A 14,012-nucleotide genomic window follows, 5' to 3' on the forward strand; every position below is an offset into this window, starting at 1 on the left:
AATTTATTGTTTTACAAGGAAAAATACACCAAAAACTATTAAAACAACACCAATCCAGCGTGTGGCGGGAATGGATTCGTGAAACACTAAGGCTGCAGCTATCATGCCAAAGACATAACTTATGCTTGTGATGGGATAAGCAAGCGAGAAATCGAAATGACGCAACATGTAAAGCCATAATACGGTGGCGCCACCAAATCCTAAACCACATGCTGCAAGTGGCCAGTTGAGAAGTAAATTTTTAAAAAACACCCATGACCATTCAAAAACGTCGATTCTTTTCATTGCAAGTTTTAGAAAGACTTGTCCCGATGACAAAAATATGCTTTGCAATATCGCTATGACAATAAATCTTAACATCTTGATAATAGAATTAAAGAATGGTCAATGTTTTTATAATGATTGTAAATCAATATATTATTTGCATCTTTGCCTTGTGGAGACCTGCCTTTTCTAAGACATGCAAAGGCATAGTAAAAACCGTAGGCAGAAGATGTAAAAGACTCTCCGAATATATTTTTATATGTCTCAGATTTGTTTTCCAAACCGATTGACTTTTCAAAAGCTTCGTAAACGGCATTGTTTTCTTTGTTGTTGTTCTTGCCTGTTACTAACAAATCAATATTTTCTGTTGATATTCCTTTTTTATTGCATAACAAGTTTGTTCTATCGATTAGTAGTTGTTTTTCAGGTTTATATAAAATATCCAAATCTACAAGTTCGATGTCTCCATTCTTTTTCAACACAATGGCGACCGCTGTTTCAGATGCGAAAGTTCCATCCCACATATTTATCTTATCGAGTAGATGATAATAATCTTGAGTCATTTCGTCATAAGCTCCGACGAGAGCGTTTTCAATTTTGCCAAGTTCGAATTGAAGCATGGCATCGAGCAGGGCACTCTCGAAAGAAATGCCTTTGTGCACGTGAGTATTGTTGTATCCATGGCATTTTTTATGCAAGGCGATGGAAGAGCCTATGGTGTTGTGTGTTGAGTTGATGAAATAAGTAGGTTGAAGGCAGGATTCTCCTTCATAACACAAAGTCTTAAGAAATTTTTCCGTATTTTCTATGCAGCCGAGTCCTGTAGCTGTGACTATGGCATCAGGCTGTACCAAAGAAGCATCGGCGAGTGCTGTCATAGATGTAGCGATGGCACGTTTCATTATCAACCCCATACGACGACCTGCTATGGGATTGATAAAAGGTTTATAATCGGGGTCTATGGCTCTGACAAAAGGTTCATCATAATGTACAGGCATGTAGAACCACTCGTCACTGAGAGGTTTTTGTATCGATATTTGAGCACATGATGCTATGAATACACTCATTATTGTTCCTCCTTTAATTTGGAAAAAATACAAGAAGTGTCGTTGCCTCCGAAACCGAAAGAGTTGGACATTAAATGACGCAAAGGTCTGTGAGTCATGGTGTCGTCGTGCCAAGGCGTAAACGACAACTCATCTATCTTTTCTTTAAAGTTAAGATTAACAGGTAGATAGTTTTCAATGAGAGATAATATCGATATCACTCCTTCTATGCTGCCTGCGGCACTTGTTGTATGACCGATAAAAGCTTTTATAGATGCAGTAGGCGGAATCTTTTCACCGAATACCCTCATTATGGCAATGCCTTCACTTAAATCATTATGTATGGTACCGGTCCCATGTGCATTTATATAGTCTATATCGCCGGGTGACAACATGGCATCTTTAAGGGCATCAGTCATGGCGAGATAAGGACCTTCTCCGTCGGGTGCTGATGCTGTCTGATGGAAAGCGTCGCAATGGTTTGCTACACCGGAGAGCAGACATAGAGGCTTGACATTGCGTCTTTTGACAGATTCTTCCGATTCGAGTACCAAATATGCAGCACCCTCTCCGAGATTCAGTCCGGTACGACTTTTGTCGAAAGGGCGACAGTTGTTTTTATCCAATATCATCAGGGTGTTGAAGCCGTTGAGGTGAAACTTGGTGATACATTCGCTGCCTCCTACTATTGCAACATCTACACGTCCGGTCTCTATCAATTCTTTACCTATCAAGATGGCATTGGCGGCAGAACTGCATGCTGTTGACAATGTCGTCATCATATAAAAACCATTATATTGTCCGGCAATCATCTCGGTACATGTTCCGCAGTCATGAGTGCTGATATACATATTCTTACTGTCATTGGAGAGGAAGTCGGGATAATATTTCTCGCTTTTGTCCATTCCTCCAACTGTGGTGCCGGACACCAGGGCTGTTTTTTGTTTTTGAGGGTCGAGACTTGCCTCTTCCATGGCTTCTTTTAATGCCAACCTGCCCATCAATGCTGTTCGAGTCATTGGTATATTGTCGTTTATACCGAGAATATGCATCATCTCATCATTGCTGAAAGGCACCTCACTGACGGGCAATTCATGATGTATGGTATCGAGATATTTAATCTCGCAGACAGCACTTTGATGTTTGCGCAATGCCTCCATGGTGACACGTTTCCCGTATCCTAATCCGGTGACTATACCGGTCCCTGTGACATAGACTGCTGCCATTTTTATTTAGTCCTGTTTTTATTAATATAATCAGCCATTACGGCAATAGATTTGAAAATCTCTTTACCTTGATTCGGGTCTTGTAACTTGATACCGTAGTTTTTCTCCATTAATACTATGAGTTCCAATGCATCTATGGAGTCAAGACCTAATCCTTCTCCGAAAAGTGCAGCATTTTCATCGATATCTTCAGGTTTTACTTCTTCAAGATTCAGGACTTCGATGATTTCATTTTTTAATTTAAGAATTAATTCTTCCATATAAATTTATTTTTAAAAATTTAACGATAAACCACGACATCTATTTTTCGTCATTATTACGTTCAATGTCATTGATGTTGACTTGATGCAATGGTAATTATTATGTTCGTAACTGTATTTTATTTGTCTTTTTTCTATACAGTAGAAAAATATTGACGTTAATATCGAGACAGTAATATAATAAAACAGACATATCGAACTTATTAAAAATATAATGTTGTAATCGATGTCAATAAGATTGTTATTTAAAATGAAAGTGAATAATACTGGAGATGAAACTAAATATGAACCAAAAGTTGCCAAAATGTTAGCTGCTTTGATTCTTTTAAATCCGTATTTATATGAATCATACGATTTCAAACAGTCGCCGGTTTGGAATAAACCATACAATTCATATATACTTGATTGTTTATCTCCTTGATATGCATCAATTCCTTTCGTTCTTAATGGTAATGTCAAGATTTCGACATCCTGAGATTTTACCGTCAAACAGAATAATGTTGCAAATAATATTAGTATTGATTTCTTAATTTTCATAATATATTATTTGTGTTAAACAATATTCCTTTTTCTGAATCTTTTGTTACAATCATGAGTCTTACGTCATAATGTCCTTTAAAATATTCACACCAGCCGCATAGAATATATTTTGTTGACGGTTTTGACATTATGTTGCATACCTGTTGATATATCATCTGAGGATTATAGTTTTTTGAGATGAAAAACGAAGTTTCTCCGAGAATTTTGTTGCGTATTGCGATTTCTCCGGCCACAATATTGGGGAGCGTATAGACGAAAATTGACGGACTCGGATAATATGAATCTTTATCTTTGATACTTTCAAGATACGCTATGTCATCATCTGATGAGGCACTACTATTGAATAGAGCTATAGCCATTTCTTTTTTCTTTGTTTCGATATCGAATCCGGCATCTCTCAACATTAGTTCCGATACAATGAATCCTACTTTACTCAGCATGTCCATCTTGAAATATTTTGGATAAGAAATCTTCATGCTGCGGTAAATGCTGTCAGGAATATTGGGCGCCAAATTTTCTATATGTATTTCTTTATCATTGATAATCAATTTATTGTCAGATAATATTCCTGTTGATATTATTCTTAGATTCTGACAACGGCAGTTTTTGATTACCGGTTGATTGTCTTTATCTCTTACGTTTTCGAACAACAGAGCGGCGTTACTGCCGCCGAAGCCGGATATCATTTTGATAAAATATCGTTTGCTGCATTGAATTGTTGTCAAGACCGGGTGTATTTCATGTTTTGCACCGGTATTTATACAACCTTCGCTTTTCAATATTGTGCCTTTGTCTAAAGCCATTGCCGACAATATGGATTCTACAATGCCGGCAGCACCGAGAGTATGACCGAAGTAGGCTTTCAACGAATTGACGGGTATATGCTGCATTCCTGTCCTGTTGAGTGCCAATGCTTCCATCTCGTCATTGTATATTGTGGCTGTTCCGTGTGCGTTAATAAAGGAAATGTCGTTTATATCGATGTCTTCTGTTATGTCTGACAAGGCATTATATAAACCTTCAGCTTCTATTGACGGTGCCGAGATATGGCGAGCATCGTTACGTACAGAGGCTTTTCTCAAAGCTGTCGTTGCAGTCGGTGTCTTTTTTGCAGAAAATATCATTGTAGCTGAAGCCTCTCCGAGATTAAGTCCTTTTCTGTCGCGGTCGAAAGGTTGACAGCGTTCGGAAGATAAGGCTTTAAATGACTGAAACCCGGAAATTATGAATTTTGACAATACATCAGCACCTGTGACAACGACATTGTCATAAATGCCATTCTCTATCAGCCGTAGTGCTTCCATTTGTGCTGCTGCTCCGGAAATACAGGCATTGGATATCACAAGCGGTTCGTTGCAGTTTCCGAAAAATCTGCATACCATTTCGGCAGTATGCCATAAAAATATCTTGTCATCATTATTATTTTCAGAGAGATATGATACATTGCCTTTTGTTGTTGATATAACGAAAGCTGTACGTTTATCACACAAATCAATGTTCGCATTGTCATTGGCTTTTATTACCGACAATATCAACATCTTTTCTATTTTGGTAAGAGGAAAGATATTATTTTTCAGATAAGGAGCAATGGCATTTTCAAGACTGTCATCATCAATGACAGAACCGAAAAACGGTTCGGGCAAATCAAATGTACCTTCATGAAGTCTCAGTGCACTGTGCCCGTTTACGACAGCCTCATAGTTGGCTTCACTCGTGAATCCCAATGGCGATATGATGTTATGTCCAATGCAATATATCATTGTTCTATCAGTTTATTCTTGATTTTCCACTCCATGAAAAAATTTGGAGGATATAACACTAAATTATAATCTTTGTCTAAAAACACCTGTGTAGTACTGCCTTTCGCCACGAGTTTGTCGTTTCTGGCATTGAAAATTTCATATTCGAACTGTAACTTGGCAGCTTCACAATCTTTGTATGTTATCTTTATAATACCTTGATCACCATAAATGAGAGGACTTTTATACTCAATATGAATGTCAACCAATGGTGCATAATATCCGTTGCCAAATATGGTAAGATAGTCTATGCCGTATTCTTTGCCGAAAGCTTCTCGTGCATCTTCAAAAAAACTGACATACGAGCCATGCCATGTAATGTTCATGGAATCAACCTCGCTGAATCGTACTGTAAAACGAGTCGTTGTTTTCAACTCCTTCATAAAACCTCCTTGTCTGTTAACGATATCTTCATCTCACAATGTGCAATGACACCATCGTTGTCAGTTACTTCAGCTTCAATAAGTGTGATAGCGAACACCTCGCTCATTACTCTTATCTTGGTAAAGATGGTGCTGTTTGCAGCAGGCATTCTGTTGACGACAAAGTCTTTGACAGAGCCTATCAAGCCTATTTTGATTTTTTCATGTTTCTCATATTTGTTGATATATCCTATTCGTGCAGCGCATGTTTGTGCAATATTTTCCAGGATGCCTCCTTCTCTGAGCAATTCGTTTTCGCAAAAAATATTATCTTTCTTGATAAAAAAACTTGATGAGGTCTCAGTGTCGTTGTGATACTGCAATCGGTCTATCATCACGAAAGGATGACGTTGAGGAATAATAGTTAATATGTCTATATCTTTGATATTCATTATATTATACATTTAATTAAGGAATGACCCTTACCAAGACCGTCGGATATGTGTTCAATTTTCAGTCCGGATTTTTCTATGCAGGCAAAAAGGTCATCTGAATGGAACATCTTACTGTTGCCGTTTGCCAAAGCGGTGAAGTATAATGATATTTGAGTAAGACAATATGCGGCTGTTTCAAAACGCTGTCTGTCCCACAGTGTTTCCATAATATAAAGTGAAGATCTTTTTGACATTGACTTAGCTGCTCGGCTCAATATGCTTATAACCTGTTCTTCTGAGAAACAATCGAGGAATTGACTCATCCAGATGGCGTCGAAGCCGGTAGGGAAAGGTACTTTCTCATCGAGCAAGTCAACTCCATGTCCATTGATGCGTTCTGCACCTTCATGACCTTTTATATTGTTTTTCATCATCTCAAGTTGTTGAGGCAAATCCATTATAGTGACATTGACTTCTTTGTTGAATGCCACACATCGTAAGGCAAAACGTCCGGTATTACCTCCCACGTCAAGCAGTGTTTTAATATTGTCGTTAAATATAATCTTTAAAGCTTCGTCAAAAGAGTTGTCTGAATAATAATGGTCGAATCCGAACCAGCTTTTACGGATCTGTTCCGGCAGTTGTGACAAGCCTTCGTATATAGTCGGCCATGGGCCAAATACTTTAAGTCCCTCAGGTTTACCATTGAGTAATGATTCTTCGAGTTTAAACCATCCAAGATAATTTACATCGTGGTTAAAATCCATGTCAACACGTACCAATGGGTCGTTCTGCAGAAACCAACCGGCCTTCGATATTATGAAACGTCCGTCCTTATATAAAATAGTACCAATAGTCAGTGATGACTCCACTAAAACTTTGACGGCATATTCCGATAATCCGCTTTTGTCAGTAATTTCATTCATTGTCAACCCGTTCTCACTATCGATAAGCATTTGCAATATTCCAAATTTAACCATTAATCGTGACACCTGAAATATAATGGGACCGAAAGAAATCTCATGTGCAAGATGTTGAGCCTTCAAAGCACTCTGTTGGTCTTTGCCATATTTTTTTTCTAATGCAGGGAATAAATTCATCGTTCTACTCATAATCATTACCAATGTTTGGGTGATTAATACAGTACAAAAGTAACAAATATTTCTTAAGATTAGAAGAAATATCGGATTTTTATTACTGAGTATGATTTTTTATTTTATTGGACTTTATTGAATTGAATACATTAAATTATAAATGTAATAATTAGTATCTGCGACAATATAAATAATGTTTAATATTCATGATGACAAAACAATTATATTCAGATATATGATATCATTGTTATATTTTCCATATATCGAAGAAATTAAACCATTGGTCTGGATATTTATATAATATTTTTTCTAATTTAGAAGCATACGATAATGCTAATGAAGTGGCTTTTTCGCGAATATTATTACATTCATTATTTGGATTAATATTACATATATAAAGTTTGTAATTACGGTAACCATCGCGCATGGTGAATAATGCCAGCATATCGACCTCTGCCTGAGCGGCTATGATAAAAGGTCCTAATGGTAATGTTATTTTGTCATTGAGAAATGGGACTTTGGTGCTTTTATTGCTTCCGAAGATCCTATCACAGTGAATACTTACTATCTCGTCATTGTCCAAAGCGTTTTTTATTTTGAATATATGAGTCATATCGTTGTGAGCCGATATAATTTTTATATTACGTTGTTTTAGTATTTCTGCTCTTTTTTCTATTATTTTAGGATTTTCGTTACCGAAAATGACACTATTAATAGTTTTTTTATTTTGATGAAGTAAGAAGCCTGTCAATTCCGAGTTCCCTACATGAGAATGGCATAACATGAATCCCTTTTCATTGTTGATATGTTGTTCAAATACTTCATTGTTGATGATTTCAATATTGAAATTGTCGTCACCATTCATGACAGCGAGTCTGTCGAACATCATTTGAGAAAAGATGAAATTGTTTTTAAAAACTTTTAAGAATGAACATACAACAGAATTACCGCGTTTGCGGTAGTATTTCATTATGGCCCTTGTCTCTTTGTTGTTAACAATAACAAAAAAAGGTATGGACAGAGCACTGAAGAAATACATTGTGCGCAAGCCTAAAACACGGATAAGCAACCATAGATAACGTTGACCATTGTAGCCGCCTATTGTTGTTCCTTTCCATTCTTGTTTGTTATCTTTCATCAGTTGACTTTCGTGCCTATATAATCGTAAAACTGGTCAAGAGTTTTTACTTCCTTCATCTCTTCCGGTTTGATTTTGAAGCCGAAAGTGCGTTCGACTATTACCACTATGTCAACAAAGTCGAGACTGTCGATACCAAGGTCTTTGGTGAGTAAGGCATCGCCTTTGAGGTCGTTTTCGTCGATTTCAATTTCTTCAATAAGAAAAGCGTTAACTTTTTCAATGATTTCTTCCCTTGTCATAATGATTATTTTAATGATTTAATAACTAATGCACTGTTCGTCCCTCCAAAACCGAAAGAATTGGATAAATATGTATTAATTTCTTTCTCCACTGTAACAGGTGTGATATTCAACAGTCTGGAATATTCATCTCCTTCTTCGAAGTTTATGTTGGGTGCAACAAAAGAATGTTGCATCATGAGTGTGGAATAGACTATTTCACTGGCACCTGCCATCCAACATTCATGTCCTGTCATGGATTTTGTGGAAGTAATTAATGTCTTGGTTTCTGCGAACAATTTTGCCAATGCCATTGCTTCGAAGAAGTCTCCCTGTGGAGTAGATGTGGCATGGGCATTCACATAATCAATATCTTTTGGTGTCACTTCAGCTTCTGTCATGGCTTTTATTATTGCACGGTAACAACCTTCGTCGCTTGGCTGAGAGATATTGCCACCGTTTGAAGAGAAACCGTAACCGGCAATTTCGGCATATATCCCGGCTCCTCGTGCCACGGCATGGTCATAATCTTCTATTATGAGTGTTGCAGCACCTCCGGAGGGTACAAGTCCGTCTCTGTTTTTGTCAAAAGGACGTGATGCCCTTGTAGGGTCATCGATTCTTGTGGAAAAAGCACTGATGCCATCGAAACTGCCCATGGAGAGATAATTGGTTTCTTGTGCACCTCCACATATTATCATGTCTTGTAAACCATTGCGTATCAATAAAGTCCCTATCCCAATGGCATGAGAGCCGCTCGCACAGGCAGCACTGATAGTCATGTTGACACCACGAAGTTTGAATATTGTGGATAGATTCATTGTAACGGTAGAGTTCATAGACTGAAATATGGCAGATGAACCTATCAGAGTAGTATCTTTTTTCTCTTTTGCTACTTCGTGAGAATGTATAACTGCCTCAGCAGATGAGTCATTGCCGAACAATATTCCGACTTCGTTATTTTCAAAATATTGTTCATCGATGCCTGCATCTGCTATAGCTTCTTTAGTTGACATGTAGGCATATTCTCCCTCTTCGGCAAGATACATGCGCAGTTTTCTGTCCAAAAGACCTTTCAATTGAGGTTTTTCTACTATTCCCGTAAGTGGAGACCTGTATCCGTATTCTATTCTTTTAGAGTCAATACCTATTCCCGACCTGCCTTCTTTCAAAGATTGCAAAACCTCTTCCTTGTTCTTTCCCAAACAAGAGTAAATACCCATTCCTGTTATTACTACTCTTCTCATAATCAAGTATATAATCCTCCGTTAACTGATATTACCTCACCATTTATGTATGATGCTTTTTCTGAAGCAAGGAATGACACAACGGCAGCTACTTCTTCAGGTTTGCCAAAACGTCCTGCCGGTATCATGGATTTCAAACTGTCTTCGTCGAGGTCCTTTGTCATATCTGTGGCAATGAATCCGGGAGCCACGGCGTTGACTGTCACTTTACGTATTGCTACTTCCTGGGCAAGTGCTTTGGTGGCACCGATGAGAGCTGCTTTTGCTGCAGAATAATTGGTTTGTCCAGGCAATCCTTTTAGTCCTGACAACGAAGCAATGTTGATGATTCTACCATAACGTTTTGTCATCATGTATTTTACTATATGGCGCGTCACATTATAGAATCCTCCTATGTTTGTTTCCATTACTTTGTCCCATTGGTTTTTGTCCATAAAGACAAGGACAGAGTCCATACGTATGCCGGCGTTGTTGACAAGGACAGAGATATAATCGTCTTTATGACTGTCTTGCCATTGTGTGATGGCATTTTCTGTTGCTTGGGCATCAGCAACATCGAAAGGGAGGAGCTCGGCTTGCCCGCCTTTTGCTTCTATTTCTTTCTTTACTGTCTCAGCAGCTTTCCGGCTGTTGTTGTAATTGATAATTACGAAAAAGCCGTCGTCTGCAAGGGCTTTGCATATAGCACTGCCTATGCCTCTCGATCCTCCTGTCACTAATGCATATCTCATTGTTTGTTGGTTTTAAGGTATTCAATGACTTTTTCTATTTCTTCGTACTTGGGAGTATCCTCAACAAACAGAGGAACTATATTTCTCAGATCTTCATAAAGTTTCCTTGTGGCAGACGACATGGCGTTTTGTATCTTTAAGCAGTCCACAGCCTGTATTATGGTAATGAAATGTATGGCGAGTACCTGAAAACTGTTTTCTATGACTTTGCCCGCAAGTAGAGCCGAATTGGTGCCCATACTTACAATATCCTGATTATCATTGTTATTTGGTATGGAATGTATGGAATTGGGCATGGACAATGTCTGACATTCTGCTGTTGTTGAAGTAGCAGTGAATTGACAAGCCTGAACTCCATAGTTAAGACCTAATGTTCCCATATTGACAAAAGGAGGCAATATTTCGTTGATGCGGTCATGGCATAAATAATTCAATTGTCGTTCTGCCAACATTGTCAATTTAGTGATGCCGGTTTTCAATTTATCCATTTCGTATGAGATATAATCGCCGTGGAAGTTGCCGCCATGATATACGTTGTTGGTTCTGTAATCCACTATAGGATTATCACAGGCAGAGGAAAACTCTTTTTCAGTGACATCTATGGCATGTTGAATCTCTTCATATATCGGACCTAACACCTGAGGCACACAACGCAATGAGTAATAAGGCTGCACTTTGTGGTGGAAGGTCTTTTCTTCTGAATGCCCTCCGTCGTATAATGCTGTTTCTCTGTTTAAAACACAATGGCTGTCTTTCAATATCTCTTTCATCTTTTCGGCAACGATCTGTTGTCCTTCATGAAGTCTTGCTCCATTGAGTTCTTTTGACATGAAGTCATCGTACGAGGATGCTATTTCGTTTATCATAGATGATGCCATTATGCTGAAGTGCATGATGTTACGGCAATAAATCAGGTTTACAGCAGCAATTCCCGACATTACTGAGGTGCCGTTGGTGATGCACAATCCTTCCCTGACATACATTTGTATCGGCTGTAAGTTGTTTTCTTTCAACACTTCTGCTGTAGATCTCCATACTTTGTTATAATGTACTTCACCTTCTCCTATGAGAGCGAGGGCAATATGGGCAAGTTGCACGAGGTCGCCGCTCGCACCTACACTGCCATGGCATGGTATTTTGGGATATATGCCTCTGTTGATAAATTCCACTATGAGTTCTGCCACGCTGAGGTGAATCCCGGAATAACCTTGTATCAGGGTGCCAAGACGTGCTATCATGGCAGATTTTACATATTCGTCGCAAAGTGGTTCTCCGGCTCCGGTGGAATGACTCCTTATAATATTGTATTGCAGTTCTTTAAGAAAACGGTCATCGACACGGTATTGTGCCATGGGACCGAATCCGGTGTTGATACCATAAATCACTTTCTCTGTAGAGAATGTCTTTAAAAACTCATAACTCTTTGTTATTCTTTCTTTTGCCTCTTCAGACAATACCAATGTGGCATCATCATAAAGTAAGGCTTTTATATCATCAAGAGTTATTGTCTGATTTATTGTTATATTCATAATAGTATTGTTTCCTATTCTATATGGAAATTAAATGGCATGAGTGCATAAATGCCACTTAATCTGCTGAATTTTCCAATGCTTTCCAAATATGGATATGTCTCACCCAAAGTGGTTTTCATTATTTCTTTGGTATATTTTTCCTGGTATGGAGAATTTAACAGCAGTTCTTCATATAGAGACTTTGTCTTTGGATATTCTTTTATTGAATATGAGTCTGTTATATTGGCTTTATCGGCAGCGTAGGCTATTGCTTCTTCTATACCGCCTATTTCATCGACAAGACCTAATTCTTTGGCATCAATACCGCTCCACACTCTTCCTTGTCCTATGCTGTCAACGAAACTTTTTCTCAGTTTGCGTGAATCCGCCACCAAGGTGGTAAACTTGTCGTATGTCTTGCCAACACTTTGCTGTAGCATTTCTTTTTGATAAGGTGTCAAAGGCTGTGTCACAGTGCCGAAGTCGGAGTTCTCGTTTGTTTTTACGACATCAAAAGTGATGCCTATTTTGTCGTTGAACAGACCTTCCAAGTTAGGTATCATGGCGAATACTCCAATAGAACCTGTCAATGTCGTGGCGTCAGCGAAAATATAGTCCGAATCCGCAGAGATCCAATAACCGCCTGATGCTGCATAATTGCCCATTGACACTATGAACGGTTTGGCGTTGGCGGCGAGTTCTACTTCGCGACGTATCACTTCAGAAGCAAGAGCGCTGCCTCCGGGAGAGTTGACACGCATTACTATAGCCTTGACATTTTTGTCTTCTCTGGCTTCACGTATGGCCTTTGATAAGGTGATGGAGCCAATAGTGCTTTCATCTCCTTCTCCGTCTATTATAGAACCGGAAGCATAAACAATGGCTATCTTGTCGGATGATGCTTTCGTCTTTGGTCTGGAACTTGCGTATTGTTGATTGAATATCAGATTGATATCGTCATCAGCCGCAGAACCTGTCAGTTTGTGCAGTTCGTCAATGATTTGGTCTCTGTATAATAATCCGTCAACAAAATTATTGTTATACGCGGTTTCATCATCAAATACGAGTGTCAGATTATCAGCAAATTCATTTATCTTGGTAATATCGATATTTCTTGCGACACTTATGTCTTCGGTTATTTGTCCCCACACGGAGCCGAGCAGTTCATCGTATTGTTCACGATTGGCCTCACTCATCTTGTCAAGAAAATAAGGTTCTACGGCACTTTTAAATTTGTTGTTTGGACCTCTGATGATTTGTGGCTCTATATCGAGTTTGTCGAACAGATGTTTATAAAACATTATTTGTGATGCCATGCCGTGAATGTCGAGCATCCCGGAAGGGGTGAGGTAGATTTTGTCACCTGCTGTGGCAAGGTAATATGCACTTTGTGAGTAAGAGTCTGAATAGCTGATGACAAACTTACCTGATTTTCTGAATTCTATGAGTTGTTCTCTGATCTCTTGTATGTTGGCTGTCGATGTCATCATTGTCGATGTTTCAATGAAAATGCCGCTGATATTGGGATCAGTTGCAGCAGCCTTTATGTTATTTAAAATGTCGTTCATACCGGCTCTGTCACTGTTGCTGATATTGACATTGCTTAGACTTAATTCTAAATTCAATCCCAAATCATTTTTGTTGGTGCGTTCAGGTATATCGTAACTTAAATCCATGTACAATACCGATTTTGGCTTTATTTTCATGGTATTGTTTGCTGCATTGGATACGGCTGAACCAATTAACGATATTATTACTATCGTTACAACTATCAACATTAGGGCAGATCCCAAACATGATGCGAATAAAAACTTAAAAAATTGTTTCATTTCTATAATTTTATGGTTACAATTCAAATTTACAACTGCAAAGATATGTCTTATTACATTATTTTCCAACTGAAAGAGGAAAAATGATGTAGTAAATGAGAAAAATTTAATAAAGCCTTAGCAATAATAAGAAATGTAACAAATCTTTAACATTAGATCTGTAATATCTGACAATTTTTTTGACGTCATTAATATGTTTATTGATGTTTACAATGATATTATCATCATGCTATTGTTCTATTGAGGAATTCATGTATATTATCAATAAGATATCATGATTCGGAGATATGATGATGCTCTTAAACCTTTA

Annotated in this window: 14 protein-coding genes; all 14 read right to left on the reverse strand. The window is 38.1% G+C overall.

The features are described 5' to 3' along the window. Positions 1-3: 3 nt before the first annotated feature. Positions 4-360 (reverse strand): EamA family transporter, encoded by a 357-nt coding sequence (locus tag ACZOVS_RS08740; RefSeq protein ID WP_483996848.1) that lies wholly within the window; start codon positions 358-360, stop codon positions 4-6. Further along, a complete protein-coding gene (locus ACZOVS_RS08745; protein WP_483996849.1) occupies positions 354-1,331 on the reverse strand; it encodes a beta-ketoacyl synthase chain length factor in 978 nt (325 codons plus the stop codon). Before ACZOVS_RS08745 ends, ACZOVS_RS08740 begins: the two co-directional genes overlap by 7 nt. Continuing rightward, positions 1,331-2,536: a beta-ketoacyl-[acyl-carrier-protein] synthase family protein gene (locus tag ACZOVS_RS08750; RefSeq protein WP_483996850.1), complete on the reverse strand. Its 1,206-nt coding sequence runs from the start codon at positions 2,534-2,536 to the stop codon at positions 1,331-1,333. The genes ACZOVS_RS08745 and ACZOVS_RS08750 overlap by 1 nt, the downstream gene beginning before the upstream one ends. Positions 2,537-2,538: 2 nt before the next feature. Continuing rightward, positions 2,539-2,796, reverse strand: coding sequence for a phosphopantetheine-binding protein (locus ACZOVS_RS08755; protein ID WP_483996851.1), 258 nt, complete (start codon positions 2,794-2,796; stop codon positions 2,539-2,541). A gap of 533 nt (positions 2,797-3,329) precedes the next feature. After that, on the reverse strand, positions 3,330-5,096 hold the full coding sequence (locus tag ACZOVS_RS08760) for a beta-ketoacyl synthase N-terminal-like domain-containing protein (protein ID WP_483996852.1): 1,767 nt from the start codon (positions 5,094-5,096) through the stop codon (positions 3,330-3,332). Then, positions 5,093-5,518, reverse strand: a complete 426-nt coding sequence (locus tag ACZOVS_RS08765) for an acyl-CoA thioesterase (RefSeq protein ID WP_483996853.1) — start codon at positions 5,516-5,518, stop codon at positions 5,093-5,095. The genes ACZOVS_RS08760 and ACZOVS_RS08765 overlap by 4 nt, the downstream gene beginning before the upstream one ends. Further along, the gene (locus tag ACZOVS_RS08770; protein ID WP_483996854.1) at positions 5,515-5,949 is read right to left on the reverse strand and encodes a hotdog family protein; all 435 of its coding nucleotides are present in this window, start codon (positions 5,947-5,949) and stop codon (positions 5,515-5,517) included. Before ACZOVS_RS08770 ends, ACZOVS_RS08765 begins: the two co-directional genes overlap by 4 nt. Next, positions 5,949-7,031, reverse strand: coding sequence for a FlxJ family methyltransferase (locus ACZOVS_RS08775; protein ID WP_483996872.1), 1,083 nt, complete (start codon positions 7,029-7,031; stop codon positions 5,949-5,951). Before ACZOVS_RS08775 ends, ACZOVS_RS08770 begins: the two co-directional genes overlap by 1 nt. A 241-nt stretch (positions 7,032-7,272) precedes the next feature. Beyond that, positions 7,273-8,163: an LpxL/LpxP family acyltransferase gene (locus ACZOVS_RS08780; protein ID WP_483996855.1), complete on the reverse strand. Its 891-nt coding sequence runs from the start codon at positions 8,161-8,163 to the stop codon at positions 7,273-7,275. Continuing rightward, a complete protein-coding gene (locus ACZOVS_RS08785) occupies positions 8,163-8,405 on the reverse strand; it encodes an acyl carrier protein (protein ID WP_483996856.1) in 243 nt (80 codons plus the stop codon). Before ACZOVS_RS08785 ends, ACZOVS_RS08780 begins: the two co-directional genes overlap by 1 nt. Positions 8,406-8,410: 5 nt before the next feature. Then, positions 8,411-9,631, reverse strand: a complete 1,221-nt coding sequence (locus tag ACZOVS_RS08790; protein ID WP_483996857.1) for a beta-ketoacyl-[acyl-carrier-protein] synthase family protein — start codon at positions 9,629-9,631, stop codon at positions 8,411-8,413. A gap of 2 nt (positions 9,632-9,633) precedes the next feature. After that, a complete protein-coding gene (gene flxB / locus ACZOVS_RS08795; protein WP_483996858.1) occupies positions 9,634-10,362 on the reverse strand; it encodes a flexirubin biosynthesis SDR family reductase FlxB in 729 nt (242 codons plus the stop codon). Further along, positions 10,359-11,885 carry a flexirubin biosynthesis tyrosine ammonia-lyase FlxA gene (flxA, locus tag ACZOVS_RS08800; protein WP_483996873.1) on the reverse strand — a complete coding sequence of 509 codons (1,527 nt, stop codon included), beginning with the start codon at positions 11,883-11,885 and terminating at the stop codon, positions 10,359-10,361. Before flxA ends, flxB begins: the two co-directional genes overlap by 4 nt. 20 nt (positions 11,886-11,905) lie before the next feature. After that, entirely contained in the window at positions 11,906-13,702 is a 1,797-nt protein-coding gene (sppA, locus tag ACZOVS_RS08805; protein WP_483996859.1) for a signal peptide peptidase SppA, read from the reverse strand. Positions 13,703-14,012 lie beyond the last annotated feature (310 nt).

This window comes from Candidatus Limimorpha avicola, assembly GCF_056978975.1.